Consider the following 26189-nt stretch of genomic DNA (forward strand, 5'->3'; position numbering starts at 1 on the left):
TGTTATGAGATTTTCTACTCATCATAGCATTGCCGGGGCCCGGCGGGGAGAGGCCCTATGGCGCCGGATAGAGGCTCATGCCGAAGCGTTCGGTGCGCGGATGCCAGTTGCCGGTGATGTCGGCGGAGGCCAGCACGCGCTCGGCGCGGCCGATCAGCAGGGCGCGCGGCACCAGGCCGATGTAGCGCGAGTCGGCGCTGTTGTCGCGGTTATCGCCCAACATCATGTACTCGCCCGGCGGCACGGTGAGCGGCGCGAAATCGCGGCGGGCCTGCACCTGCGGCATCAGCTGGATCGAATGGGCGCGGGCGTCGGCGATGGATTCGTCCACGCGCAGCGCCTCCAGCTGGCCCAGGCCCTTGACGGTTTCGGTGGACTGCCCCTGGGCCGCGTAGCCGGCCGGCTGGCCATTGATGACCAGCTGCTCGTTGCGCATCTCGACGCGGTCGCCGGGCAGCGCGATCACGCGCTTGATCAGCCGCGTGCCGTCCTTCGGCGAGGAGAAGGTGACGATGTCGCCGCGCTGCGGCTCACCGGTGGTGCCGAGGACGACGTCGGTCAGCGGCAGCTTGACGTTGTAGGCCAGGCGGTTGACGAACACCACGTCGCCCTCCAGCAGGTTGGGGTGCATGGAGGCGGACGGGATCGGGTTCCAGTCGGCGATGGCGGTGCGGAAGATCCCGAACAGCATCAGGAACAGTAAGAAGCCCTTGTTGGCGCGCGCCCAGTTTTTCATTGCATTCCCCAGAGTGGTATCGGTGACTCAGTTTGTTGGCTGATTCTTAAACATGGCTTAGCTGCGGGCTTACTTCGGCGCCGGCCTAACTATCGCGGTGAAATTGGTGGCATCCTTGTCGCATGAATACTACCTTTCCCCAAGACGCGCTGGCCGCGGTCACGCATGTCGATCCCTATCCATATTACGACGCTTTGGCGGCGGCACAAGGCTTGCGTTTCGATGCCGGCCTTGGCCTGTGGATCGCCGCCAGCGCCGCCGATGTGATGGCGGTGATGCGCCATCCCGATTGCCGCGTGCGGCCGCTGGCCGAGCCGGTGCCGGCGGCGATCGCGGGCGGCGCGGCAGGGCAGGTGTTCGGCGCGCTGGTGCGCATGAACGATGGCGAGCGGCACACGCAACCGAAGCTGGCTTTGCAGCGGGCGCTGGCTGGCGTGGACACGCAGGCCGCCCGGCTGCTCGCGCGGCGGATCGGCGGGCGCTTGTGGCGGGATGACGGGCTGGCGTCGTGGATGTTCGAGGCGCCGGTGTCGTCGATGGCCAGCCTGCTCGGCTTCGCGGACAGCCAGCTGCCGGCGGTGGCGGCGTGGATGGGCGAGTTCGTGGCCTGCCTGTCGCCGTACAGCGATGCGTCGCAGATCGGGCGTGCGCATGCGGCGGCGCTGTCGCTGCTGGCGGGCTTCGAGGAGCTGATGCGCGACGCGTCGCCGTCGGCTGCGCCGGGCAGCTTGCTGTCGCAGGTGATCGCCGAGGCGGAGGCGGTGGGCTGGAGCGAGTCGCACGGCTTGCTGGCCAATCTGGTCGGCCTGCTGTCGCAGACGTACGAGGCCACGGCTGGGCTGATCGGCAACAGCGTGCTGGCGCTGGCGCGTCAGCCGGAGGAGGAGCGCAGCGGCGTGGAGGATGCGGCCGTGCTGGTGCGGTCGGTCGGCCGCTTCGATCCGCCGATCCAGAACACGCGCCGCTTCGTGGCGCGCGATTGCGAGATCGGCGGCGCGCCTTTACTGGCGGGGCAAACGCTGTTGCTGGTGCTGGCCGCCGCCAACCGCGATCCGCGCGGCGAGGGGCGCGAGTTTGGCTTCGGCCATGGTGTACACGCCTGTCCGGGCCAGGCGCTGGCCTGCGCCTTCGCCACCGGCGCGATGGAGGCGCTGATGGCCGAGCCAGCGCATCCCGGTTTGCTGCGGACGCTGAACTGGACCTATCGCCGCTCGCCCAACGCCCGCATACCGGTTTTCAACTGAGCGCCTAGTGCGCCGACTTCTGCACCAGCGCGCTGCCGGCGCCGTGGCGGTGGCCTTCGCTGACGGCGGTGACGGTGCCGTCCGGGTTGAACACCAGCGCGTTGGCGGCGCCGATTTCTTCCGGCTTGTTCCAGTGCTGGCCTTTCTTCTCCAGCGCCACGGCCTGCGCGGTGCCGGCGAAGCCCGGCTCGACGTCGGTCGCCGGGCCGTTGCGCTCGGACAGGCGCGGCGCGTTGAGCGCGTCCGGCATGCTCATGCCCAGGTCGACGTAGTTGAAGATGGTCTGCAGCACGGTGGTGATGATGGTCGCGCCGCCGGGGCTGCCGATCGAGAACGCCGGCTTGCCGTTGCGGAACGCCAAGGTCGGCGACATGCTGCTGCGCGGACGCTTGCCCGCTTCCGGCACGTTGGGCGCCGGGCCGGAGAAGTCGAAGTCGGTCATCTCGTTATTCAGCAGGAAGCCGTAGCCCGGCACCACGATGCCGCTGCCGCCCCAGGATTCGATGGTGTAGGTGTAGGCGACGATGTTGCCGTCCTTGTCCGACACGGTCAGGTGGGTGGTGTGCGCGCCCTCGGCCAGCAGCTTGTTGGCGTTGGGGCGCAGCGGCACGCTCGGGTCGTTCTGGAACGGGTATGGATCGCCGGCCGGCGCCTGCACGCTGGCCTGGTCGGGGTTGATCAGCTCGCGGCGGCGGGCGGCGTAGTCCTTGCTCAGCAGGCCGGCCACCGGCGCTTCGACGAACTCGGGATCGGCCAGGTAGGCGTTGCGGTCGGCGAAGGCCAGGCGGCTCGCTTCCAGGTACAGGTGTTCGGCCTTGTCCTTCGGCATGGCCTTGAGGTCGTAGCCTTCGAGGATGTTGAGCGCCTCGGCGATGGCGATGCCGCCGCTGCTCGGCAGCGGCATGCCGTACAGGTCGTAGCCGCGGTAGGTGCTGTGCACCGGCTGGCGCAGGCGCGCTTCGTAGTTGGCCAGGTCGGCCATCGTCATCTGGCCGGCGCGCACGTGCACGCCGCTGGCGACCTTGGGCTGGTTGACCGCGTCGACCACGGCGCGGCCGATCTTGCCTTCATAGAAAACCTTGACGCCGCCGGCCGCCAGTTCGCGGTAGGCCTTGGCCATGCCGGGGTTGCGCAAGGTGCTGCCGGGCTGGATGGCCTTGCCGTTGCGCAGGTAGAGCGCGGCGGTGTCGGGGAACATGCTGAACTTGGCCTGGCTTTCCTCGACCAGGCGCGAGAAGTTGGCGTTGACCGGGAAGCCCTCGGTGGCCACGGCGATGGCCGGCGCCAGTACCTGCTTGAACGACATCGAACCGTAGCGGTCCAGCGCTTCGTGCCAGCCGCGCACGGTGCCCGGCACGCCGACCGACATGCCGCTGGCGACCACGGTGTCGAAGTCCATTTCCTTGCCGTCCTGCAGGAACACGCGCGGTGTGAAGCTGGCCGGCGCGGTTTCCCGGTGGTCGATGGTGATCACGCGCTTGTCCTTGGCCAGGTAGATGACCATGAAGCCGCCGCCGCCGATGCCGCAGCTGAACGGATCGGTCACGCCCAAGGTGGCGGCCGCCGCGACGGCGGCGTCCACCGCGTTGCCGCCCTGGTTGAGGATGGCCAGCGCGGCCTTGGACGCGGGCTCGCTGATGGTGGCGACCGCGCCGCCGCTGCCGGTGGCGACCGGGGTCTTGGCCCAGGCCGCCGGCGGCAGGATCAGCGTGAGGATGATGGTGGAAACGAGAACGGTGCGGGCGGGGCGTCTAGGCAGGGTCATGGGGCGCGGGGTCCGGGTTAGGATGAGGGGGCGTTGCTCACCCTCAAGCTTACCCGATAATCCGGCGTGGCTTCATTCTTGGCGGGGACTGCCTGCGGTTCGACGCCGGTCAGCGTGAAGGTCAGGCCGTTTTGCGTGACGCTGGGGCGGGCGTTGGGCATGCTGTCGGACAGCACGAAGTTGCTGGTGGTGCCGTCGGCGGCGGTCAGCGCGAAGCTGTAGCTGATGTAGCCGGCCCAGACGCACACCGCGCCGATGCGGCAGCGGCTGTCGTTGACCCGTTCGAGCTTGAGGCTGGGCGCGCCGGCGGTGGTGCCGGTTGCACCGCTGATGCCGGGCGCGGCGGCCGGCGCGATGGCCACGCTGGCGCCCTGCGTCAGCACATAGGTCTGGGCGAACGGCTGCGGCGCGGCGGCGGGGCGGCCGACGGCGGACGCGGAGCCGCAGGCGTGCAGCATGGCCAGCACGGCCGCCAGCAGCGGCAGGATGATCAACTGCCTGGTGAGTGTGGAGTTCATGGGATCCTCTTCCTTCGATGGGGAAGGCAAGCTTAGCAAAAAGATCACGTTCCCGTCGCACGAACCGCAGCTTTACAGCGCTGCGTCAAACCCGCTGCGGTGGCGCGGCCCGCGCGGCCGGCGTAAAAAAAGCCGCGCGGCGCGGGCCGGGCGGCTTTTTCGGTGCCGCGCGCGGCGGTGGGGCTTACACGTAGGCGGCCAGCGCGCCCTTCATTTTCTTCAGCGCGGCCACTTCGATCTGGCGGATGCGCTCGGCCGAGACGCCGAATTCCTCCGCCAGCGTGTGCAAGGTGGCGCCGGAGCCGTCGTCGTTGGCCAGCCAGCGGCTTTCCACGATGCGGCGCGAGCGGGCGTCCAGCTTGCCCAGTGCTTCCTCCAGCCCTTCCGATTGCAGGCGGGTCACCTGTTCGGCTTCCAGCACGCGGGTCGGTTCGCTGGCCTCGGACGACAGGTAGGCGATCGGCGCGAACTTGTCGTCCTCGTCGTCGTTGGGCGATTCCAGCGCGATGTCGCGCCCGCTCAGGCGGGTTTCCATCTCGATCACTTCCTCGCGCTTGACGTCCAGCATCTTGGCCAGGCTGTCGATCTGGGTCGGCGTCATCGCGTCCAGGCCGGTCTTGTGGCTGCGCAGGTTGAAGAACAGCTTGCGCTGGGCCTTGGTGGTGGCCACCTTGACCAGGCGCCAGTTCTTCAGGATGTATTCGTGCATCTCGGCCTTGATCCAGTGCATCGCGTACGACACCAGGCGCACGCCCTGGTCCGGGTCGAAGCGCTTGACCGCCTTCATCAGGCCGATATTGCCTTCCTGGATCAGGTCGGCGTGCGGCAGGCCGTAGCCCAGGTAGCCGCGCGCGATCGAGACCACCAGGCGCAGGTGCGACAGCACCAGCTCCTGGGCGGCGCCGAGGTCGTTCTTTTCCTTGAGGCGCTTGGCCAGCGAGATTTCATCGTCGTGCGTCAGCATCGGCAGGCGGTTGACGGCCGAAATGTAGGCGTCCAGGTTGCCCAGGTTGCCTGTGAACCCGAGTCCCAGGGCGCGATTGGTGGCGGGGACCAATGCAGTCGGTGCGGACATAGTCATGTTCATTCCTTCGCTCGATGATGTTGCTTGTTCTTAACGATTCTGGGTTCTGTAGAGAACTGTTTTCTCTTCAGTCCACGTATATTAGCACTCTCCTTCGTTGAGTGCCAATCATCGGTTATTAATCGCTTTGATAGTAAAAATACTATGACGTTTTTAAGCATCATGGCATCTGATTAATGAAGCATGCGCGGTGGAGCTTAGGCCGGGCTTAATGCTAATCGGCGGGGGCCGACCTTTCCGTGCGGGGGCGCACGGAAAGGCGGAGGGATCAGTTCAGGCGGGACAGGTGGCGCTGCACGGACAGCAGCGCGCCGATGAGGCCGAGGCCGGCCGACAGGGCCAGCAGGCCGGCCATGGCCAGCGGCGGCAGCGGCGCCAGCTGGAACTCGGAGGCGTACAGGCGGGCGAATTCGGCGATCGCCACGTTCAGCGGGCGCAGCGCCAGCGACACGGCACCCAGCGCCACCCCGCCCGCGCACAGACCCAGCAGCGCGCCGGTGTAGTAGAAGGGGCGGTGGATGAAGCTGTCGGTGGCGCCGATCAGCTTGGACACCAGGATTTCCTCGCGCTGGGTCATCACCTGCAGGCGGATGGTGTTGAAGATCACCGCCACCACCACCGTGCCCAAGGTGGCGGCCAGTAGCAGCAGCGCCAGGCGCAGCACGTTGAGCAGCGCGGCCAGGCGCTTGACCCAGGCCGAATCGACCTGCACTGTGTCGACGCCGGGCAGGGCGCGGATCTGCGCGGCCAGCTGGTCGACGTCGCCGCCGGCCTGGGCGTTGCGGAAGGCGTCCAGCTTGAGCACATAGCTGTCGGGCAGCGGGTTCTCGCCCAGCGTGGTCAGCACGTCGGCCAGGCCGCTCTTGTCCTTCAACTGCTCCAGCGCCTTCTCGCGCGGGGTGAAGACGATCTTGGCTTGTTTGTCGCGCACCGCCTGGCGCAGCGACACGGCCAGCGCCTCGGCCTGCTCGCGCGGGGTGTCCTGCTTGAGGAAGATGCTGAGCTCGGGATCGACCGACAGCTGCTCGGACATGGGGCGCACGTTGTCGAGCAGGGTGACGCCGGTGAACGGCAGCGCCAGCGCGATCGCCACCACTAAGATATTGAACAAAAAGCCGCCGGGCGAGCGGCGCAGGTGCACCAGGGCCGCGGCCAGCGCGTAGCGGTGTTGCCGGAACCAGAGCGTCATGCCGCCACCTCCAGCTGGCCATGCTTGAGATGGATGACGCGCGCGGCGGCGTCCAGCATCTGCTCGTCATGGCTGGAGATCAGGCAGGTCACGCCGACCGAGTGGAAGGCCTTGAGCGCGTCCAATACCTTGTTGGCGCTGGCGCGGTCCAGGTTGGCGGTGGGCTCGTCGGCCAGGATCACCTGCGGGCGGTTGACGATGGCGCGCGCGATCGACACGCGCTGCTGCTCGCCGCCGGACAGGGCCAGCGGCTGGGCGTCGGCGCGCTCCAGCAGTCCCACCTTGTCGAGGGCGGCGCGGGCGCGCTGCTCGGCCTGGGCGCGCGAGGCGCCGGTCACCAGCAGCGGCAGCATGACGTTGGCCAGGATGGAGCGGTCGGTCAGCAGCCGCTGCTGCTGGAAGATCAGGCCCAGGTTGCGCCGCAAGAACGGCACGGCGGCCGGCTTGATGCGGGCGATGTCCTGGCCGTTGACGATCACCTGGCCGGCGCTGGGGCGCTCGACCGCGGCGATCATTTTCAGCAGGGTGGACTTGCCGGCGCCCGAGGGGCCGGCCAGGAACACCAGCTCGCCCTTGGCGACCGTGAACGAGACGTCGCGCAGCGCCGTCGCGTCGGGGGTGTATTGTTTCGAGACGTTGCGGAATTCGATCATGGCGGGCGCTTATCCCAGCAGGGCTTCAACAAACTCGGCGGCCACGAAGGGCTGCAGGTCCTCGATCTTCTCGCCGATGCCGATGAAGTACACCGGCACCGGGCGCACGCGGGCGATGGCGGCCAGCACGCCGCCCTTGGCCGTGCCGTCGAGCTTGGTGATCACCAGGCCGGTCAGCTTGAGGGCGTCGTCGAAGGCCTTGACCTGGGCCAGCGCGTTCTGGCCGGTGTTGCCGTCGATGACCAGCAGCGTCTCGTGCGGCGCGCCTTCCATGCCCTTGCCGATGACGCGCTGGACCTTTTTGAGTTCCTCCATCAGGTGCAGCTGGGTCGGCAGGCGGCCGGCGGTGTCGATCATCACCACGTCCAGGCCCTTGGCCTTGCCGGACTGCACGGCGTCGAACGAGACCGCGGCCGGGTCGCCCGAGGCTTGCGAGATCACGGTGATGTTGTTGCGCTGGCCCCAGACCATCAGCTGCTCGCGGGCGGCCGCGCGGAAGGTGTCGCCGGCCGCCAGCAGCACCGACTGGCCGTGGGTCTGCATGTGCTTGGCCAGCTTGCCGATGGTGGTGGTCTTGCCGGCGCCGTTGACGCCGGAGATCATCATCACGGTCGGCTGGTGGCGGCCCAGCTCGAACGGGCGCTGCAGCGGGGTCAGCAGCTCGATCAGTAGTTGCTTGAGCGCGGCCTTGACCGCGGCCGCGTCCAGCAGCTTGTCGTCCTTGACCTTTTGCTTGAGGGCGTCGAGCAGGTATTGGGTGGCGTCGACGCCGGCGTCCGACATCAGCAGGGCCGCCTCCAGCTCGTCGTACAGGTCGTCGTCGATCTTGGCGCCGACAAACAGGATCGACAGGTTGCTCGAGGTCTTGGACAGGCCGGCCTTCAGGCGCGACATCCACGACAGCTTGGGCGCCGGCTCCTCGATCGGCAGCAGCTCGGGCAGCGCGGGCGGGACGGACGGTTCGATGGCGGGGGCGGCAGCAGCAGCGGCGGCCGGCGGCGTTTCGGGGGCGACGGGTTTTTTCTTGAAGAAACTAAACATGGACATGTGGTTGGGGGCGCTTCAAGCGGATGGCCGGCGGCGCCGGACACGGGGAAAAATGCCGCTATTTTACCAGAGCGTGGCGCGGCCGCCCGGCCATGCTACCGGAATGACAAGATTTTCAGCCCGCCGCGGCGGCGTGGCGCTGGCGCCAGTCGGCGATGGCGGCGCTGATGTCGGACAGCGCGTAGACCCGCACGTACGCCGGCCGGCGCCGCTTGAACGCGGCGTTGCCGCCGCCGGCCCACAGCTCGATGCTGCCGCCCAGGCGGCTGTGCAGCTCGGCCAGCGCGTCCAGCGCCTGGCGCGCGTTCATGCCGACCGAGAACGACAGCGCGATGATGTCGATGCGCTGCACGCGGGCCGCCTCGACGATGTCGAGCAGCGGCGTTTGCACGCCCAGCGAGATGCAATGCGCGCCCTCGGCCACGCACATGGCCTCGGCCATCAGCAGGCCCAGGCCGTCGCGCTCCTGCGGCAGGGTGGTCAGCATCAGGCGCGGCGCGCCCACGTTGCTGGCGCTGGCCTGCGGCATGGCGAAGATGGCGCTGCGCATGACCACGGTCAGCGATTCGGTATACAAGTGTTCTTCGAAGGTGGCCAGCGCGCCGCTGGCCCAGGCCTCGCCGATCAGCGCGGTCAGCGGCGCCACCAGCTCGATCACGAAGCTTTTCAGCCCCATCATCAGCAGCGCCTGCGACAGCTTGCGGCGCAGCGCCTCCATCTGGTGGCTCTTGCACAGGTCGAGGTAGCTTTGCAGCGCGGGCGGGGTCACGCTGGCGCCGTGCAGGCTGCCGGTGGCCTGGCCGGTCAGCGCCTGCAGTTCGGCGGTGCTGTACTGGATCACCTTGCCCGGGCGGTAGCCCAGGTCGATCAGGCGCTTCACCAGGCGCAGCTTGTGCACCTGCTCGATCGGATACACCCGTTCGCCGTTCGGGTCGCGCATCGGCTGGGGGAAGTCGTAGCGCCGCTCCCACACGCGCAGGGTTTCCTTGGCGACGCCGGTGTCGCGTTCGACGTCGCTGATCGTGCTAGGAACTGTTTGTGTAGAAACTTTAATAGTCATCAGGCTTAAGCGGCAACCATTTATTGGGCAGCCGCGAGGGTTGGCACGGGGTCCGGGTGCACAGTGCGTCGACGGCCGAGGCCGGGGAACGCGACCTGCATTTTACATTCGATTTGCGCCCGGAAGTACGGCGCCACCTATCGGGTTTTGCCCGGTTTGCCCTATGGGAAAGACCTTGTCCACGACACACAGTTGGCATACAGAACTAATGAACTGTTTAGCGGGTTTCCCCTTGCTTTGTCGTGGACAATATAATTTGCGGCGCCACAAAAAAACTGTGGCAGCCAGCAACATTTCGCCGCGGGACAGGACTTTTATGCGCTGGATCAAGCGCGGTCCCCGCATGCACCAAATTCATACATTTGAGAGTGATTCGCACGGCATGTCGGCGGATTTTGCAAGGTTTCCTGAAGAGATTGTCTCCAATTTGCAACAGGTAGCAATTTCTTACAAATTGCTGATGCAGCGCAACACCCGGCGCGCGCGACAAAATTTCCTACACTTATAAAGCGTTTACACTATGAGCAAAGTTGGCCGGAGGGCTATTTTGCCTGTGGAAAACACCGAACAAAGTCCGGAGTTGTAAGCTTATTACCATTGCGCTGGGACGGACGGCGGGGCACTTCAGTATAAAATGGCGTCAGAAATAGCAAAGAGGCTATTTTTACTTGGTCCGACAACGATGTAGTCGCGCTTGTATTGGCCACTCGGGCAGCCCGCACAACGGGTCGCTGCGAGGGATGCATCGGGCGGAAATACCGGGCTAGTTGCCTGACTCGGCAGGAAATATTGCGATGCAGTAAAATACTGTTGTTTTGAAAACGGACAGGGGTGAGGGTGGTCAATATGAACGCTTTTACACTTGATCGACAAGCAAAGCATCAGTATAGTGCCGCCTCTGGCGCATTTTGCGCTGCGATAAAGCCGGCGTCGATAGAATCGGCCGCAATTTAAGTGAACGCGTCCCCGCAGTCGGGATCGCACAGTGGCAGCTGGGGAGTTTGCCCTCACGCACAGAACCGAACACGCCGTCATACTAGCTTTACCTTTTTACAGCAACACAACTGAAGGAAACACGTAATGAAAAAATCCCTTATCGCCATGGCCGTCCTGGGCGCAATGAGCTCCGCAGCGTTCGCACAATCGAACGTAACGATCTACGGTATCGTCGATGCCGGTATCGTGAGCGAGCGCGGCGGCGTTGCCAACACCACCAAAGTCACCAGCGGCGTAGGCTCGGCCTCCCGTCTGGGTTTCAAAGGTACGGAAGATCTGGGCGGCGGTCTGAGCGCTATCTTCGTGCTGGAATCGGGCGTTAAAGTCGACACCGGCGCGTCCGATGTTGCTGGCTCGATCGCCAACCGTCAGTCCTACGTTGGTCTGAAATCGACCACCGCCGGCCAGCTGACCCTGGGCCGTCAGTACACCCCGTACTACGAAACCCTGCGCGACGTGGCTGACCCGTTCGCACTGGGCTACGCTGGTACCGCCAAGAACCTGTTCGGCGTGGCTGGCATTCCTAACAACAACGACCACAGCAACACCCGCAACAGCAACGCCATCGTGTACCTGTCGCCAGTGGTTGAAGGCTTCCAGGGCGAGGTTTCCTACTCGGTGGGCGAACAAGCTGGCGACGCTTCGGCACAACGTCAACTGGGCACCTGGATTGGCTACTCGAACGGTCCTCTGAATGTTCGCGTTGCTTACAATGCAACCAACAACGACGTGGCCGGCCCAACCAAGCTGAGCACCGACATCGGCCGCAACACCATGATCGCTGGTAACTACGACTTCGGCGTGGTCAAGGCTTTCGCTGCTTACAGCAAAGACAAGGGCACCAACAGCTCGCCACTGGCTAACAACAGCAACCCGTTCGGCTACGCTATCGCTCCTACCGCTACCCGCGACAGCAACGTTGCCCTGATCGGCGCTACCGCTCCTATCGGTCCTAACGGCACCCTGATGGCGTCGTACACCCGCAAGAACGACAAGGAAGTCGCTAACCACGATGCAGATCAGTGGGCAGTTGGCTACTCGTACGCTCTGTCGAAGCGCACCAGCACCTACGTTGCTTTCGCTAAGATCAAGAACAAGAACGGCGCCAGCTACACCGTTGGTAACAACACCGAAGCCGGTTCGGGCGACAAAGCCTTCAACCTGGGCATGCGTCACTCGTTCTAATCTGATCTGATCAGTTAGAATCCACAACGGCTGCCTGGTGCAGCCGTTGTTCATTTCTGAAAGCCGTTACCATGATGACTACCCCACGCGCGGCGCTGGCCGGCGCCATCCTGCTGGCCTCCTGCGCCGTGATCGCCGCGCCCAAGCTGGCGCGCAAGCCGGCCGTGTCGGCCGGTGGGCTGCCGCGCTACGGCATGGTGGTGTACTCGGACCTGTGCATCCATCCGGACAGCGGCGAGTTCGGCGGGCAGCGCATCACGCTGCAACGGTTTTCAGAAGTCGACACGGTGCTGTATGAGTACACGGCCGGCGGCCTGAGCTGGCCGGTGGTGGCCAGCGACGTCAACATCGACCCGCGCGGCAAGCAGCTGTACTTCACGGTGCAGCCGCCGGACGAGGACGAGCGCACCATCAGCGGCAAGCTGGCCGACGGCGGCAACACGCTGGTGCTGGACGGCGGCTACTGCGGCGACGCGGCGGTGCCGATGCGGCTGAAGCGGGTGACGGATTTCGGCCGCAAGGCCGGCGCCTGCCGCGCCTGCCCGGCGCCCAAGCCGCACAAGGAACAGGAAAAAGAGAAGGAAGAGGAAACGCCGGCGCCGTCCATCGACGCCGGCCAGACCACCACCGCCGGCCTGTGAGCCGGCGGTTTTTTTATGGCGCTCAGGCCTTGGCGGCCAGGGCGTTCTTGCGGATGGTGTCGAGCGTGGCGCCCGGCGTGATCAGGTTGCCGTCGTAGCGCAGCTCGATCACGGCCGGCAGCTGCTCGCCGTTGGCGTAGGCCAGCGCGCGTTCCAGCGCCGGCGCGAATTCCGCCGTGGTGCTGACCACCTCGCCATGGCCGCCGTAGGCCACCGCCAGCGCGGCGAAGTCCGGGTTGTGCAGCTGGGTGCCGGACACGCGGCCAGGGTAGTGCAGCTCCTGGTGCATGCGGATGGTGCCGAACATGCCGTTGTTGAACACGATGATGACCACGCCCGCGCGGTACTGCACGGCGGTGGCCAGCTCCTGGCCGTTCATCATGTACTCGCCGTCGCCGGCAAAGGTGATCACGGTGCGCGCCGGGTCGATGATCTTGGCGGCCACGCCGGACGGCACGCTGTAGCCCATGGCGCCGCTGGTCGGCGCCAGCTGCGTGCGCATGCCGCCGTAGCTGTGGAAGCGGTGCGCCCAGGTGGCGTAGTTGCCGGCGCCGTTGGTGATGATGGTGTCGTGCGGCGCGATCTGGTCGATCTGCTGCACCACCTGCCACAGGTCCAGCGGCGCTTTGCCGTCCTGGAAGATCGGCGGCTGGCGCTGCCAGGCGGCCAGGTCGGCCTTGGCCTCGGCCACCGTGGCTTGCCAGGCGCTGGCATCGAGCGGCGCCATCGCGGCCAGCATCGCGGTCATCTGCGGCATGCCGCTGTTGATCATCAATTCGGCTTGGTAGACGCTGCCCAGTTCCTCGGCGTCGGCGTGCACGTGGATCAGGCGCTGGGCCGGCACCGGCGCGGCGATCAGCGCGTAGCCGCCGGTGGTCATCTCGCCCAGGCGCGGGCCGATCGCCAGGATCACGTCGGCCTCGCGCACGCGCGCGGCCAGCTTGGGGTTGATGCCGATGCCGACGTCGCCGATGTAGTTGGGGTGGGCGTTGTCGAGCAGGTCCTGGAAGCGGAAGGCGCACGCCACCGGCAGGTGGTTGGCCTCGGCGAAGGCTTGCAGGTCGGCGCAGGCTTGCGCGTTCCAGCCGCCGCCGCCCAGCAGCACCAAGGGTTTCTTGGCGCCGGCCAGCAGCGCGCGCACCTGGTCGATCTGCGCGGCCGACGGCGACGCCTGCACCGGCTGGTAGCGGCCGGTGTCGGCCACGGTGGCGACGGCGGTCAGCATGTCTTCCGGCAGCGCCAGCACCACCGGGCCGGGACGGCCGCTGGTGGCGATCTGGAAGGCGCGCGCGATGTACTCGGGCACGCGGTCGGCGCGGTCGATCTGCGCCACCCACTTGGCCATCTGGCCGTACATGCGGCGGTAGTCGATCTCCTGGAACGCTTCGCGGTCGACGAAGTCGTTGCCGACCTGGCCGATGAACAGGATCATCGGGGTCGAGTCCTGGAACGCGGTGTGCACGCCGATCGAGGCGTTGGTGGCGCCCGGGCCGCGCGTGACGAAGCAGATGCCCGGCTTGCCGGTCATCTTGCCGTAGGCGTCGGCCATGAAGGCGGCGCCGCCTTCCTGGCGGTTGATGATGAAGCGGATGTCGGAGTCGTGCAGCGCGTCGAGCACGTCGAGGTAGCTTTCGCCGGGCACGCCGAAGGCGGTGTCCACGCCGTGGATCTTCAGGGCGTCGACCAGGATCTGGCCGCCGGTGCGGGATGGTTGCGTCATGTCTGGCCTTATGGGTATAGGTATCCTGCATTCTACGGCTGGGAAAAGGCGGCGGCTTTTCTAATGGCGACACCAAATTTCAGATTTACAGGGGTGGACTGGTACAATAGCGCTTGAAGCAAGCCAGACAGCCGCTGGCCAGCGCGTAATGCCTGGCGGGAGGAAGGTCCGGACTCCATAGAGCGGGGTGACGGTTAACGGCCGTCCGCTGAAAGCCCTTCGGGGTATAAGGCGAGGAATAGGGCCACAGAGACGAGCGTATTAAGTTACGGTGAAACGCGGTAACCTCCACCTGGTGCAATTCCAAATAGGCACGCGATGATGCTGCTCGCGGAGCGTGCGGGTAGGAAGCTTGAGCGCTGGAGTAATCCAGCGCCTAGAGGAATGGCTGTCATAGCGCAGGTTCGCCTGCGCCGTAACAAAATCCGGCCTATCGGCTTGCTTCAACTAATAACGATGTTCGCGGCTGCCGCGGGACCGACGCGCACGCCGCGGCGCTCCTGGGGACTCTGCCGATGAAAAAATACATACTGGCCTTGGATCAAGGCACCACCAGCTCACGCGCCATCCTGTTCGATCATCAGGGCCACATCTGCGGCAGCGCGGCGCAGGAATTCCCGCAGCATTTCCCGCAGCCCGGGTGGGTCGAGCACGATCCCAACGAAATCTGGAACAGCCAGCTCACCGTGGCGCGCAAGGTCCTGCACGACAACCACGTCGACGGCAGCCAGATCCTGGCGATCGGCATCGCCAACCAGCGCGAGACCACCGTGGTGTGGGACCGCAAGAGCGGCGAGCCGATCGCGCCGGCCATCGTCTGGCAGGACCGCCGCACGGCCGATACCTGCGAGGCGCTGCGCGCCGACGGCAAGGCCAAGAAAATCACCGACATCACCGGCCTGGAGCTGGACGCGTATTTTTCCGCGACCAAGCTCAAATGGCTGCTGGACCATGTGCCGGGCGCGCGCGAGCGGGCCCGCCACGGCGCGCTGGCCTTCGGCACCATCGACAGCTGGCTGACCTACAAGCTGACCGGGCGCCATGTGACGGACGTCAGCAACGCCTCGCGCACCATGCTGTTCAACATACACCTGATGCGCTGGGACCACGACCTGTTGCAGCTGTTCGATATTCCCGAGGAGATGCTGCCGCAGGTGGTGTCGTCCAGCGAGGAGGTGGGCCACACCAGGGCCGCCTTGTTCGGCGCGGAGATCCCGGTGGCCGGCATCGCGGGCGACCAGCAGGCCGCCACGTTCGGCCAGGCCTGCCTGAAGCCGGGCATGGTCAAGAACACTTACGGCACCGGCTGCTTCATGCTGATGCATCTGGGACGGCATCCGGTGGCGTCGCACAACCGGCTGTTGAACACGGTCGGCTGGCGGGTCGACGGCGCCACCGATTACCTGCTGGAGGGCAGCGTGTTCATGGGCGGCGCCACGGTGCAGTGGCTGCGCGACGGGCTGGGCATCATCCAGCAGTCCAGCGACGTCGAGGCGCTGGCCGCCAGCGTGCCCGACAGCGGCGGCGTGTTCATGGTGCCGGCCTTTGTCGGGCTGGGCGCGCCGCACTGGGATCCGTATGCGCGCGGCGCGCTGGTCGGCCTGAGCCGGGGCAGCAACCGCGCCCACATCGCCCGCGCGGCGCTGGAGGCGATCGCTTATCAAAGCGCGGAGCTGATGGCGGCCATGCAGAAGGATGTGGCGGCGTCGCATCACGCGATTCCATTGACCGAGGTGCGCGCGGACGGCGGCGCGGCCCGCAACGATCTGCTGATGCAGTTCCAGGCCGACCTGCTGGGCGTGCCGGTGCTGCGGCCCAACGTGACCGAGACCACGGCGCTGGGCGCGGCCTATCTGGCCGGGCTGGCGGTGGGCTTCTGGGAGACGCAGGAGGAAATCGCCGCGCAGTGGTCGTGCGAGCGCCGCTTCGAGCCGGCCATGCCGGCCGGGCGCCGCGCCGAGCTGCTGGCGCAGTGGGGCCGCGCGGTGGAGCGCTCGCGCGGCTGGGTCGACGGCAGGTAGGAGTTATGCTCACGGCAAGGTTCCAGTGCGCGCAAGGATAAGGTAATATTGGTTGTCTTGTCACCTGAGCAACTGGAGCAGCGATGCAAAATGTCGAGTTGAATGCGATCGAAATCCTGTTCGATGAACTGAGCGATGTCGCGTTTTTCGTCAAGGACCGCGACGGCCGCTACCTGGCCGCCAACCGCACGCTGGTGCGCCGCTGCGGCCTGCGCAGCAAGCAGGAAATCGTCGGCAAGACGGTGCTGGAGGTGCATCCGCGCCACCTGGCGCAGAACTACATGGCGCAGGACCGCGAGGTCATCGAGGCCGGCCACACCATCAGCAAGCACCTCGAGCTGCACCTGTATCCCAACCGCCGCCACGGCTGGTGCCTGACCCACAAAACCCCGCTGCGCGACGACGCCGGCGCCATCGTCGGCCTGGTCGGCACCTCGCACGACCTCGGGCTGGCCGACGACCACCACCCGGTGTACCGGCAGATCGCCAGCATCGCCCAGCACATCCGCGACAACTACAAGGAACCCCTGTGCCTGAACCAGCTGGCGCAGGAAGCCGGCCTGCCGCTGGCGCGCGTGGAGCGGCTGTTCCAGCGCGTGTTCCACTACAGCCCGCGCCAGCTGTTGCTGCAATCGCGGCTGAACGGCGCGCTGGCGCTGATCGAGGCCGACCAGACCCGCAGCATCGCCGACATCGCCAACGATTGCGGCTATTCCGACCACAGCGCCTTCAGCCGCCAGTTCAAGGCGCTGACCGGCATGACGCCGGTGCAGTACCGCGCGCAGCACCACGGCGCACGCACGCCGGCGGCGGCGCCGGCGTCGTCGTTGTGGCAGGGGCTGAACGCCTGAGCGTCAGCCGCGCGCGCAAAAGTGTGGTATTTCCGCGCAAACGCTGTGCCGATCCCGCACCCCCGGCTGTTTAAATAGAGCGAACCACCGGCCGCCGTCCGGTGTGCGCCATGCCTTGCAAACTCATCAAGATAGTATTTCCAAGCCGCCCAAACATGGCGGCCCAAGACCAATAACTATTCTTGAAGAAGAGAGGCAGACATGTCGTTATCGAGGAACATCCTGTATCTGGGCGGCCTATGCGTGGCCAGCCTGAGTATCGCCGCCCACGCGGACCAGGGCGGCGATCCCGCCGTGGACAAGCATGGCCGCCTGAAGCAGGCGCCCATGCCGCACCAGCGCCAGAACCTGCCGCCGTCGATCGAGCAGCAGAAATTCCAGGTGGCGCCGACCACCAAGCCGCGCTACGACCTGCTGCCGCGCTCCCAGCGCAACAGCCTGACGCCGTTGAGCGCGACGCCGGAATGCAAGGACATGGGCAAGCTGGCCAGCTACAGCGGCGCCGCGCTGGCCGACTACCTGGCCAACCTGCCGGACTACGAGTGCACCTACGGGCTGTTCTCGCTGACGCCGGAGCAGGGCGCGACGGTCTACTCGGCCGCCAACATGAGCGCCATCGCCAGCCGCTTCACGCAGGAAGCCGCCAACTACAACGCCAGCGACATGAAGCTGGTCAACCTGACGCTGTACCTGCGCGCCGGCTACTACCTGGCCGAGGGCGGCACCATCGCCCAGCCGGCCCAGTCGCTGAAGACCGCGCTGCGCACGCCGATCAAGCAGCTGGCCGACGGCACGGCGCTGTATGTGCCCAACACGGTGGCCAGCAGCACCGCCGGCGAGGCGATTCGCCTGATCACCAATATGCATGACGAGCCGTACTACCTGTCCAGCATGAAGGCGCTGGTGCAGCGCTACACCAACAGCGCCAACAATCCGCACGCGGTCGACGCGCTGCGCAACCCGAGCACGGCCGGCGCCTTCACGTCGGCGTTGACGGTGTTCTTCTATTCCCACTACCGCGCCGAAGGCGTGCCGCTGCTGCAGAACGACCTGTCGTACGCGACCGCGCTGAACGCCTTCGTCACGTCCAACAAGGCGACGCTGCTGGGCGACTACTACGGCTATGAGCTCAACGATGCGATCAACGAGGCGTTCCGCTTCATGCAGTACCCGGCGCTGAAGGACGGCATCAAGCCGATGGTCAAGGCCATGCTGGCCAGCTCCAGCATGACCGGCACCGACAGCGACCTGTGGCTGGCGGCCGCCTCGGCCGTCAAGTACTACGACAACGCCAACTGCTCCGAGTACGGCACCTGCGACTATGTCAACCAGCTGGCCAACATCGTGCTCAAGTACAGCAAGGACTGCAGCCCGACGCTGCACATCCGCGCCCAGGACATGACGCCGGAACAGCTGCAGGACAGCTGCGACAAGCTGGCGGTGGAAGAAGGCTATGTGCACGAGATGCTGAAGACCAATCGCACACCGGTGGCCAACGACTACAACACCTCGCTGGAACTGGTGGTGTTCGACGACTACGCCAACTACAGCAAGTACGCCTCGGTCATCTACGGCATCGACACCAACAACGGCGGCATGTACCTGGAGGGCGAACCCGACCAGCCGGGCAACCAGGCGCGCTTCATCGCGCACGAAGCCTCGTGGCTGCGTCCGACGTTCTCGGTGTGGAACCTGGAGCACGAGTTTGTCCACTACCTGGACGGCCGCTTCGACATGCTGGGCGACTTCGCGCAGGCCACCTCGGTGCCGACCGTGTGGTGGATCGAGGGCATCGCCGAGTACATGTCGCTCAAGAATAACAACCAGGTCGCGATCGACATGGCCAAGACCGGCACCTACCGCCTGAGCCAGATCTTCGGCAACACCTACAGCATGGCCGACTATGTGCCGCGCGCTTATCGCTGGGGCTACATGGCGACCCGCTTCATGATCGAGCGCCACCGTGCCGACGTCGACGCCGTGCTGGGCCAGTTCCGCGTGGGCGACTACGGCGGCTACCAGAGCTTCATGGACCGCATCGGCACCAGCTACGACGCCGAGTTCGCCGACTGGGTCAACCAAGCCACCACCGCCGGCCAGCCACCGCTGCCGGAACCGCAACTGCCGCGCTGCTCGTCGACCAGCTACCTGGGCAAGAACTGCGGCATCACCGGCCTGTCCTCGAGCGGCCAGGCGTATGTGTTCCTGATGGTGCCGGCCGGGGCCCGGAACGTCAAGGTCTACAGCCGCGGCGGCAACGGCGACGTCGACCTGTACATGGCGCTGGACCGCTACCCGACCGTGGCCTCGTTCGACATGGTGTCGGCCACCGCCGGCAACGCGGAAAACCTGTACCTGCCCAATCCGGTAGCAGGCCACTGGTACTACATCATGCTGAACGCCAAAACCCCGTTCAGCGGTGTCACGGTGTACGCGACCTACGACTGATGCTTGTATAATTCTTGATTAAGAAGCACTTAAAACGGCAGCCGCACGGCTGCCGTTTCTGTTTTTGGGCGGCGGATTTCGTATAATACCGGCTGGCGGTGGCGGTCTAATTTGTCTATACAAGTTGAAGCGCGCCGCGGTAATGTCCCTCAACGAACCCAGGTTTTGCTTTCCGCTTCAGCGCGCCGCCGGCGCGACTTGCCGCAAGAAATCCCCTCCGCCCGCACATTCCCGCCCGTCCACCACCGATAACTATTTGCTATTGCAATGTTGGCGCTTTGCAACTTTATGCATTTAATTCAATTATTTTATACGGCCTTTTTCAGCCCCGGCAGGGCGTCAAACACATGTGCGCAGGTGAGGTAGCACATTCACACTTTGACATAAGTGCTTAATTTACCTGACTATTTTATTTCTACCCGGCTTCAAGGAATCGCGCTAAGTCCTTAATTTCATTACTAAAATCGCTGTTTCGTTTGCCTGAAAGCGCTTGACCGTCATTCTTGCTTCCTCTAAAGTGGGCATCTGTGTGAAAAAGTGTCTTTTTGTGGGAAATTTCACCCGACTTAGCGGCGGGGGAGATGCAAAGCAGAAAACGCCGATCATGCTCCGCTAACCCTACTGAGGTCAAAAGGTAATCCCGTGTTTCAAGGCGCGTCCGCAATCAATCTCGATGCCAAAGGCAGGATGTCCATCCCTGCCAAGCATCGTGACGCGCTCTCGATCCAGTGCGAAGGCCGCCTCACTCTGACCCGCCATCCCGACGGCTGCGTCATGCTGTTCCCCCGCCCCGTGTGGGAGCAACACCGCCAGCAAATCGCCCAGTGGCCGCTGCAGGCCCGCGCCTGGCAGCGCATCTTCCTTGGCTACGCCACCGACGTCGAAATGGACACGGCCGGCCGCATCCTGATCGCCCCCGAGCTGCGCAGCGCCGTCGGCCTGGAACGGGAAGTCATGATGATGGGCATGGGTTCGCACTTTGAAATCTGGGATGCCGCCAAGATGGCGGAAAAAGAGCAGCAGGCAATCGAAGCCGGCACCCCCGATGTACTCGCCAATTTCTCCTTCTAAGGCTCCGTGATGACTACTACATCGGTGCCGGAATTTCAGCATCGGACGGTGCTGCTGGACGAAGCGGTCGACGCGCTGGCGATCGACGGCGCGCGCGCCGGCGGCGTCTACGTCGACGGCACCTTCGGCCGCGGCGGGCACTCGCGCCTGATCCTGTCCAAACTGGGCGCCAACGCGCGCCTGATCGCCTTCGACAAGGACCTGCAGGCGATCGCCACCGCCGAACAGATTAACGACCCGCGCTTCACCATCGTGCACGACAGCTTCGCCACCATGCACGCGGCGCTGGCCGAGCGCGGCGTGGCGCAGGCCGACGGCATCCTGCTCGACCTGGGCATCTCGTCGCCGCAGGTGGACGACGCCGCGCGCGGCTTCAGCTTCCGTAACGACGGCCCGCTCGACATGCGCATGGACACCACGCGCGGCATGTCGGCGGCGGAGTGGCTCGCCACAGAAACCGAACAGACACTGGAAAAGGTGATCAAAGAATATGGGGAAGAACGGTTTGCTTTTCAGATTGCAAAGGCGATTGTTGCTCGCCGGGCAGTCGAACCAATTTCAACCACACGACAGCTTGCCGGCATCGTGGCAGGCGCGGTCAAGACTCGGGAAAAGGGCAAGGACCCGGCCACCCGCACCTTTCAGGCTATCCGGATTTTCATCAATAAAGAGCTTGAAGACCTCGAGATCGGCCTGACGCAAGCCTGGAACAGCCTGGCGCCGGGCGGCATCATCGCCATCATCAGCTTCCACTCGCTGGAAGACCGCATGGTCAAGCGCTTCTTCGCGTCCAAGGCCAACGTCGAGCAGCCGGACCGCCGGCTGCCGATCCGCGCGGTCGACCTGCCGCAGCCGGAGCTCAAGCTGCTGGCCAAGATCAAGCCGTCCGACGCCGAGGTGGACGCCAACCCGCGCGCCCGTTCGGCCGTGATGCGGGTGGCGCGCCGCCTGCCATTGCCTGTGAAGGGTACGGCATGAGCGGCAAGATCAACCTGGTGCTGGCCACCTTGCTGGTGGCCTGCGGGCTGTCGCTGGTGAACGCCCAGTACCAGGCGCGCCATCTGTTCATCGAACTGGAACGCACGCAGTCGCAGGCGCGCCAGCTCGACATCGAATGGGCGCAGCTGCAGCTGGACCAGTCGACGCTGGGCAAGCACGCCCGCATCGAGGAAATCGCCCGCCGCGACCTGAACATGACGCCGCTGACCGCCGCGCGCACGCAGTACCTGACGCCGGAGGAATCGAAATGAGCCGCGGCAGCAACGTGAACACCTCGCGCGTGGCCGCCTCCAAGGGCGTGCCGTTCTCGAAGAACCCCGTACTGGCGGTGCGCCTGCCGGTGTGGCGTTCGCGCGTGGTGCTGTTCGTGTTGTTCGCCGCCTTCGCCGGCCTGGCCGCGCGCGCCCTGTGGCTGCAAGGCCTGTCGACCCAGTTCCTGCAGAAGCAGGGCGAGATCCGCTACGCCCGCACGCTTGACCTGCCGGCCACGCGCGGCAAGATCACCGACCGTGACGGCCAGGTGCTGGCGTCGTCGGTGCCGGTCAAGGCCATCTGGGCGATCCCGGACGACGTGCAGGACGCGCCGCCGGCCAAATTGAAAGAGCTGGCACGCCTGCTCGACATGAGCAACGCCGAGCTGCAGAAGAAGCTCGACTCCGACCGCGGCTTCGTCTACCTGAAGCGCCAGGTGGAGCAGGACGTGGCCGACCAGATCACCAAGCTCGGTATCGACGGCATCCAGACCCGCAAGGAATACAAGCGCTTCTACCCGCAGGGCGAAGTGACGACCCACGTGGTGGGCTTCACCAACGTCGAAGACGTGGGCCAGGAATCGATGGAGCTGGCGCAGCAAAAGACGCTGGTGGGCCAGCCGGGCAGCCGCCGCGTGATCAAGGACCGCCTGGGCCGCATCGTCGAGGACATCGAATCGGTGCGCGAGCCGCACGACGGCAAGGACCTGACGCTGTCGATCGACAGCAAGATCCAGTACATCGCCTTCACCCAGGTGAAGGAGTCGGTGGAGAAGTTCCACGCCAAGGCCGGCGCCGCAGTGGTGCTGGACGTGCACACCGGCGAGGTGCTGGCGCTGGCCAACTGGCCGACCTACAACCCCAACGACCGCTCCAAGCTGACCGGCGAGCAGCTGCGCAACCGCGTGATGACCGACACCTTCGAGCCGGGTTCCTCGCTCAAGCCGTTCACCGTCGGCCTGGCGCTGGACGAGAAGCGCATCACGCCGCACACCATGTTCGACACCGGCGCCGGCGCCATGGTGATCGCCGACCACGTGATCCATGACACCCACCCGCACTACATGATCGACGTGCAGGGCATCATCCAGAAGTCGTCCAACATCGGCACCTCGAAGATCGCCTTGAGCATGCCGCCGCAGGAGATGTGGGAGATGTTCACCAAGGTCGGCTTCGGCCAGCAGCCCAAGTGGGGCTTCCCCGGCGCCGTGGCCGGCCGCGTGCGCCCGTACAAATCGTGGCGCCCGATCGAGCAGGCCAACATGAGCTTCGGCCAGGGCATCTCGGTGTCGCTGATCCAGCTGGCGCGCGCCTACATGATCTACGCCCGCGACGGCGACATCATCCCGCTGTCGTTCCAGAAGGTGGCCGAGGCGCCGCACGGCACCCAGGTGGTCAGCGCCAAGACCGCCGCCGAGATGCGCGAGATGCTGGAGATGGTCACGCAGCCTGGCGGCTCGGCCGTCAAGGCGCAGGTGCCTGGCTACCGCGTGGGCGGCAAGACCGGCACCGCGCAGAAGTTCATCAACGGCCACTACTCGCAGACCAAATACATCGGCAACTTCGTCGGCATGGCGCCGATGTCGAATCCGCGCTTCATCATCGCCGTCATGATCGACGAACCGGGCGGCCCGGTGCACGTCGGCGGCGACGTGGCAGGCCCCGTGTTCTCCGCGCTGGCCGCCAACGCGCTGCGCGCCAAGAACATCACGCCCGATTCGACCCTTACCCATATCATCATTCCTGATAATGCATCACAGGAGAACATGTGACGACTTCTGACTTCGACCCGCTGGCAATCGCCGCCGCCATCCGCAAGCTCGCGCCGACCGCGCATTTGGCTTCGGATTCGCGACGCATCAAGCTGGGCGATGTGTTTTTCGCTTACCCCGGCGACGCCGGCGACGGCCGCAGCTTCATCGGCAGCGCCGTCGAGCGGGGCGCCGCGCTGGTGGTGTTCGACCCGGCCGGCTTCACCTGGGACGACAGCTGGGCTGTCCCCTACATCACCGTCGAAAAGCTCAAGCAGCACGCCGGCGTGATCGCCCACGCGTTTTATGAGCAGCCGGATGCGGCCATGTTCACCGTCGGCGTGACCGGCACCAACGGCAAGACCTCCAGCGCGGTGTGGCTGGGCCACGCGTTGTCGCGCGGCGCCGAGCCGGCCGCCGTTGTCGGCACGCTGGGCGTGGGCCTGTTCCGCGCGCGCGGCGATGTCGAATACGACGTCACCGGCTACACCACGCCGGACGCGGTGCTGCTGGCGCGCACGCTGGCCGACCTGCGCACGCAGGGCGCGGCCTCGCTGGCGATCGAAGTGTCGTCGATCGGCCTGGAACAAGGCCGCGTGGCCGGCATGCACTTCGACGTCGCGCTGTTCACCAACCTGACCCGCGACCACCTGGACTACCACGGCACGATGGAGGCCTACGAGGCCGCCAAGACCAAATTGTTCGACTGGCCCGGCCTGAAGACGGCGGTGGTCAACCTGGACGACCCGATGGGCCTGCGCCTGGTCGCGCACCTGAAGGCGCGCGCGCCGCTGGCCGGCCAGATACCGCTGATCGGCTACACGCTGCGCGACGCCGCTGCGCAGCCGGACATCGAGGGCGTGCTGATGCTGCGCGCCAGCCAGATGCGCGCCAGCCGCAGCCTGGGCACCGAGTTCCACCTGGAGTGTCCGCTCGGCGTGGCGCTGGTCAAGACGCATTTGGTCGGCAACTTCAACATCAGCAACGCGCTGGGCGTGATGGGCGCGATGCTGGCCAAGGGCCTGGGCCTGCGCGCCGCCATCGAGGCGGTCGAATCGCTGCAGCCGGCGCCTGGCCGCATGCAGCAGGTCGGCGGCCAGGACGCGCCGATGATCGTCATCGACTACGCGCACACGCCGGACGCATTGGAAAAAACGCTGGCCGCGCTGCGCCCCGTGGCCACCGACCGTGGCGGCCAGCTGTGGTGCGTGTTCGGCTGCGGCGGCGACCGCGATCCGGGTAAACGCCCGCAGATGGGCAAGATCGCGCAGATGGCCGACCACGTGCTGGTCACCAGCGACAACCCGCGCAGCGAAGATCCGCACGCCATCATCGAGCAGATCGTCGCCGGCATGGACCGCAACAACCCGGCATCGACCGTGCAGACGCTGGACGACCGCGCCGCCGCCATCCTGTCGGCCATCAAGCACGCCGGCAAGCCGGACGTGATCCTGCTGGCCGGTAAAGGCCATGAGCCATACCAGGAAATCAAGGGCAAGAAACTGCCATTCTCGGACGCCGACCACGCGCAGCTGGCGCTGTCGGCCCGCTTAACCATGATGAGGACGAATTGATGCGTGCAGCACTCGCACAGATTCTGCCTTCTGTGACCGGCGCCAAGCTGATTGGCTCCGGTGAAGTTGTATTTAGCGGCGTCTCCACCGACAGCCGCAACGTATTTGCAGGTTCGCTGTTCGTCGCCTTGCGCGGCGAGGTTTTCGACGCCCACAACTTCCTCGCGCAGGTCGCGGAGAAGGGCGCCGCCGCTGTCGTTGTTGAAGAACTGCCGGAAGGCTGGACCCTGCCGGCCATCGTTGTCCCGAACACGTTGGTGGCGCTGGGCCAGATCGCCAACCACTGGCGCCGCCAGTTCTCCATGCCCGTCATCGGCGTCACCGGCAGCAACGGCAAGACCACGGTCAAGGAAATGATCGCCGCCATCCTGGCCGCCGCCCACGGTGAGGACGGCCGCCTGGCCACACGCGGCAACCTGAATAACGAAATCGGCGTGCCATTGACGCTGTTCCGCATGGACGCGAAGCAGCAATCGGCCGTGGTGGAACTGGGCATGAACCATCCCGGCGAGATCGGCCGCCTGAGCGCCATCGCCGCGCCGACCATCGCCATGGTCAACAACGCCCAGCGCGAGCACCAGGAATTCATGCACACCGTCGAAGCGGTCGCTCGCGAGAACGGCGCCGTGCTGGCCAGCCTGCCCGCCGACGGCGTGGCCGTGTTCCCGCATGGCGATGAGTTCACGCCGATCTGGGAAGAACTGTCTGCCGGCCGCCGCGTGCTGCGCTTCGGCCTGACCAAGGACGCGGAAGTAAGCTGCACCTTCCGCGCCAACGATTTCGGCAACGAGATGTTCGTCACCATCCGCGAGGGCGGCGCAGAACCGGAACAGTTCTTCGTCAACCTGCAAGCGGCGGGCGACCACAACGTGCGCAACGCGCTGGCCGCCGTGGCTTGCACGTACGCCGCCGGCATCGCGCTGGACAAGATCAAACTGGGCCTCGACACCTTCGCACCGGTCAGCGGCCGCCTGCAGAAGAAGGCCGCGGCCAACGGCGCCGTCGTCATCGACGATAGCTACAACGCCAACCCGGACTCGGTGCGCGCCGCCATCGACGTGCTGTCCAAGGCCGCCGCCCCGCGCGTGCTGGTGCTGGGCGACATGGGCGAAGTCGGCACGCAGGGCCGCGAGTTTCACGAAGAAATCGGCGCTTACGCGCAGAGCAAAGGCATCGAACAGGTGCTGGTAACCGGCGAACTGGCCGCGCACATGCGTGGCGCGTCCATTCGTCATTTTGAAAACTTCGGCGATTTGCTGGCTGCTGTCGAAGCAGCCGTCACGCCGGATGCAACCGTATTAATCAAGGGCTCCCGCTTCATGAAAATGGAACGGGTCGTGCAGCATTTGATTGGATCGCAACAAGCTAACAAGGAAAGTCACTAA

Annotated in this window: 21 protein-coding genes and 1 other RNA gene; 13 read left to right on the forward strand and 9 right to left on the reverse strand. The window is 65.6% G+C overall.

All coding sequences use genetic code 11. The annotated features are described in order from the left end of the window. Nucleotides 1-55: 55 nt before the first annotated feature. Nucleotides 56-736 carry a signal peptidase I gene (gene lepB, locus GTP90_RS05690; RefSeq protein WP_161082584.1) on the reverse strand — a complete coding sequence of 227 codons (681 nt, stop codon included), beginning with the start codon at nt 734-736 and terminating at the stop codon, nt 56-58. A gap of 122 nt (nt 737-858) precedes the next feature. Between lepB and GTP90_RS05695 the strand changes: the two genes are divergently transcribed. Next, nucleotides 859-1980, forward strand: a complete 1122-nt coding sequence (locus GTP90_RS05695) for a cytochrome P450 family protein (RefSeq protein WP_161082585.1) — start codon at nt 859-861, stop codon at nt 1978-1980. A gap of 4 nt (nt 1981-1984) precedes the next feature. Here the strand turns inward: GTP90_RS05695 and ggt are convergent, their stop codons facing one another. The 7 genes from ggt to GTP90_RS05730 form a co-directional block, all read right to left on the reverse strand. Then, nucleotides 1985-3745: a gamma-glutamyltransferase gene (gene ggt, locus GTP90_RS05700; RefSeq protein WP_161082586.1), complete on the reverse strand. Its 1761-nt coding sequence runs from the start codon at nt 3743-3745 to the stop codon at nt 1985-1987. Nucleotides 3746-3762: 17 nt separating this feature from the next. After that, nucleotides 3763-4263 carry a hypothetical protein gene (locus tag GTP90_RS05705; protein WP_161082587.1) on the reverse strand — a complete coding sequence of 167 codons (501 nt, stop codon included), beginning with the start codon at nt 4261-4263 and terminating at the stop codon, nt 3763-3765. Nucleotides 4264-4447: 184 nt separating this feature from the next. Further along, nucleotides 4448-5338 (reverse strand): RNA polymerase sigma factor RpoH, encoded by an 891-nt coding sequence (gene rpoH / locus GTP90_RS05710; RefSeq protein ID WP_175001010.1) that lies wholly within the window; start codon nt 5336-5338, stop codon nt 4448-4450. 277 nt (nt 5339-5615) lie between these two features. Continuing rightward, nucleotides 5616-6536 (reverse strand): permease-like cell division protein FtsX, encoded by a 921-nt coding sequence (gene ftsX / locus GTP90_RS05715; RefSeq protein WP_161082588.1) that lies wholly within the window; start codon nt 6534-6536, stop codon nt 5616-5618. Continuing rightward, nucleotides 6533-7189, reverse strand: coding sequence for a cell division ATP-binding protein FtsE (locus GTP90_RS05720; RefSeq protein WP_161082589.1), 657 nt, complete (start codon nt 7187-7189; stop codon nt 6533-6535). Before GTP90_RS05720 ends, ftsX begins: the two co-directional genes overlap by 4 nt. 9 nt (nt 7190-7198) lie before the next feature. After that, nucleotides 7199-8230, reverse strand: coding sequence for a signal recognition particle-docking protein FtsY (gene ftsY / locus GTP90_RS05725; protein WP_161082641.1), 1032 nt, complete (start codon nt 8228-8230; stop codon nt 7199-7201). Between the two features lie 121 nt (nt 8231-8351). Next, nucleotides 8352-9296, reverse strand: coding sequence for a MerR family transcriptional regulator (locus tag GTP90_RS05730; protein WP_161082590.1), 945 nt, complete (start codon nt 9294-9296; stop codon nt 8352-8354). A 1080-nt stretch (nt 9297-10376) separates the two neighbouring features. Between GTP90_RS05730 and GTP90_RS05735 the strand changes: the two genes are divergently transcribed. Together GTP90_RS05735 and GTP90_RS05740 are read left to right on the forward strand one after the other, a co-directional pair. Beyond that, nucleotides 10377-11477 (forward strand): porin, encoded by a 1101-nt coding sequence (locus tag GTP90_RS05735; protein ID WP_161082591.1) that lies wholly within the window; start codon nt 10377-10379, stop codon nt 11475-11477. A gap of 71 nt (nt 11478-11548) precedes the next feature. Further along, nucleotides 11549-12118, forward strand: coding sequence for a hypothetical protein (locus GTP90_RS05740; RefSeq protein ID WP_161082592.1), 570 nt, complete (start codon nt 11549-11551; stop codon nt 12116-12118). Nucleotides 12119-12140: 22 nt separating this feature from the next. Here GTP90_RS05740 and GTP90_RS05745 read toward each other — a convergent pair whose 3' ends face one another. Next, the gene (locus GTP90_RS05745; protein WP_161082593.1) at nt 12141-13838 is read right to left on the reverse strand and encodes a thiamine pyrophosphate-binding protein; all 1698 of its coding nucleotides are present in this window, start codon (nt 13836-13838) and stop codon (nt 12141-12143) included. 115 nt (nt 13839-13953) lie between these two features. Here GTP90_RS05745 and rnpB point away from each other — a divergent pair. The 10 genes from rnpB to GTP90_RS05795 all read left to right on the forward strand — a co-directional run bounded on the left by rnpB (nt 13954) and on the right by GTP90_RS05795 (nt 26189). Continuing rightward, an RNA gene (gene rnpB, locus GTP90_RS05750) (RNase P RNA component class A) lies at nt 13954-14287 on the forward strand. A gap of 66 nt (nt 14288-14353) precedes the next feature. After that, nucleotides 14354-15859, forward strand: a complete 1506-nt coding sequence (glpK, locus tag GTP90_RS05755) for a glycerol kinase GlpK (RefSeq protein WP_161082594.1) — start codon at nt 14354-14356, stop codon at nt 15857-15859. Nucleotides 15860-15942: 83 nt separating this feature from the next. Then, nucleotides 15943-16710 carry an AraC family transcriptional regulator gene (locus tag GTP90_RS05760; protein WP_161082595.1) on the forward strand — a complete coding sequence of 256 codons (768 nt, stop codon included), beginning with the start codon at nt 15943-15945 and terminating at the stop codon, nt 16708-16710. A 201-nt stretch (nt 16711-16911) separates the two neighbouring features. Beyond that, the gene (locus GTP90_RS05765; RefSeq protein WP_161082596.1) at nt 16912-19158 is read left to right on the forward strand and encodes a M9 family metallopeptidase; all 2247 of its coding nucleotides are present in this window, start codon (nt 16912-16914) and stop codon (nt 19156-19158) included. Nucleotides 19159-19800: 642 nt separating this feature from the next. Next, nucleotides 19801-20229, forward strand: a complete 429-nt coding sequence (gene mraZ, locus GTP90_RS05770) for a division/cell wall cluster transcriptional repressor MraZ (protein WP_161082597.1) — start codon at nt 19801-19803, stop codon at nt 20227-20229. Nucleotides 20230-20238: 9 nt separating this feature from the next. Beyond that, the gene (rsmH, locus tag GTP90_RS05775; protein WP_161082598.1) at nt 20239-21207 is read left to right on the forward strand and encodes a 16S rRNA (cytosine(1402)-N(4))-methyltransferase RsmH; all 969 of its coding nucleotides are present in this window, start codon (nt 20239-20241) and stop codon (nt 21205-21207) included. Further along, a complete protein-coding gene (gene ftsL / locus GTP90_RS05780; RefSeq protein WP_117013026.1) occupies nt 21204-21479 on the forward strand; it encodes a cell division protein FtsL in 276 nt (91 codons plus the stop codon). The genes rsmH and ftsL overlap by 4 nt, the downstream gene beginning before the upstream one ends. Then, the gene (locus GTP90_RS05785) at nt 21476-23251 is read left to right on the forward strand and encodes a peptidoglycan D,D-transpeptidase FtsI family protein (RefSeq protein ID WP_161082599.1); all 1776 of its coding nucleotides are present in this window, start codon (nt 21476-21478) and stop codon (nt 23249-23251) included. The genes ftsL and GTP90_RS05785 overlap by 4 nt, the downstream gene beginning before the upstream one ends. Continuing rightward, entirely contained in the window at nt 23248-24804 is a 1557-nt protein-coding gene (locus GTP90_RS05790) for a UDP-N-acetylmuramoyl-L-alanyl-D-glutamate--2,6-diaminopimelate ligase (RefSeq protein ID WP_161082600.1), read from the forward strand. The genes GTP90_RS05785 and GTP90_RS05790 overlap by 4 nt, the downstream gene beginning before the upstream one ends. Then, complete coding sequence (locus GTP90_RS05795; RefSeq protein WP_161082601.1) at nt 24804-26189, forward strand: UDP-N-acetylmuramoyl-tripeptide--D-alanyl-D-alanine ligase; 1386 nt, start codon at nt 24804-24806, stop codon at nt 26187-26189. The genes GTP90_RS05790 and GTP90_RS05795 overlap by 1 nt, the downstream gene beginning before the upstream one ends.

Origin of the sequence: Duganella vulcania (assembly GCF_009857655.1) — a bacterium.
Classification (GTDB): Bacteria; Pseudomonadota; Gammaproteobacteria; order Burkholderiales; family Burkholderiaceae_D; genus Rugamonas; species Rugamonas vulcania.

What these genes read in the sequence shown, in the direction of transcription:
- lepB (WP_161082584.1), bottom strand. Translation starts at nt 736, where the DNA reads ATGAAAAACTGGGCGCGCGCCAACAAGGGCTTCTTACTGTTCCTGATG.
- GTP90_RS05695 (WP_161082585.1), top strand. Translation starts at nt 859, where the DNA reads ATGAATACTACCTTTCCCCAAGACGCGCTGGCCGCGGTCACGCATGTC.
- ggt (WP_161082586.1), bottom strand. Translation starts at nt 3,745, where the DNA reads ATGACCCTGCCTAGACGCCCCGCCCGCACCGTTCTCGTTTCCACCATC.
- GTP90_RS05705 (WP_161082587.1), bottom strand. Translation starts at nt 4,263, where the DNA reads ATGAACTCCACACTCACCAGGCAGTTGATCATCCTGCCGCTGCTGGCG.
- rpoH (WP_175001010.1), bottom strand. Translation starts at nt 5,338, where the DNA reads ATGTCCGCACCGACTGCATTGGTCCCCGCCACCAATCGCGCCCTGGGA.
- ftsX (WP_161082588.1), bottom strand. Translation starts at nt 6,536, where the DNA reads ATGACGCTCTGGTTCCGGCAACACCGCTACGCGCTGGCCGCGGCCCTG.
- GTP90_RS05720 (WP_161082589.1), bottom strand. Translation starts at nt 7,189, where the DNA reads ATGATCGAATTCCGCAACGTCTCGAAACAATACACCCCCGACGCGACG.
- ftsY (WP_161082641.1), bottom strand. Translation starts at nt 8,230, where the DNA reads ATGTTTAGTTTCTTCAAGAAAAAACCCGTCGCCCCCGAAACGCCGCCG.
- GTP90_RS05730 (WP_161082590.1), bottom strand. Translation starts at nt 9,296, where the DNA reads ATGACTATTAAAGTTTCTACACAAACAGTTCCTAGCACGATCAGCGAC.
- GTP90_RS05735 (WP_161082591.1), top strand. Translation starts at nt 10,377, where the DNA reads ATGAAAAAATCCCTTATCGCCATGGCCGTCCTGGGCGCAATGAGCTCC.
- GTP90_RS05740 (WP_161082592.1), top strand. Translation starts at nt 11,549, where the DNA reads ATGATGACTACCCCACGCGCGGCGCTGGCCGGCGCCATCCTGCTGGCC.
- GTP90_RS05745 (WP_161082593.1), bottom strand. Translation starts at nt 13,838, where the DNA reads ATGACGCAACCATCCCGCACCGGCGGCCAGATCCTGGTCGACGCCCTG.
- glpK (WP_161082594.1), top strand. Translation starts at nt 14,354, where the DNA reads ATGAAAAAATACATACTGGCCTTGGATCAAGGCACCACCAGCTCACGC.
- GTP90_RS05760 (WP_161082595.1), top strand. Translation starts at nt 15,943, where the DNA reads ATGCAAAATGTCGAGTTGAATGCGATCGAAATCCTGTTCGATGAACTG.
- GTP90_RS05765 (WP_161082596.1), top strand. Translation starts at nt 16,912, where the DNA reads ATGTCGTTATCGAGGAACATCCTGTATCTGGGCGGCCTATGCGTGGCC.
- rsmH (WP_161082598.1), top strand. Translation starts at nt 20,239, where the DNA reads ATGACTACTACATCGGTGCCGGAATTTCAGCATCGGACGGTGCTGCTG.
- ftsL (WP_117013026.1), top strand. Translation starts at nt 21,204, where the DNA reads ATGAGCGGCAAGATCAACCTGGTGCTGGCCACCTTGCTGGTGGCCTGC.
- GTP90_RS05785 (WP_161082599.1), top strand. Translation starts at nt 21,476, where the DNA reads ATGAGCCGCGGCAGCAACGTGAACACCTCGCGCGTGGCCGCCTCCAAG.
- GTP90_RS05795 (WP_161082601.1), top strand. Translation starts at nt 24,804, where the DNA reads ATGCGTGCAGCACTCGCACAGATTCTGCCTTCTGTGACCGGCGCCAAG.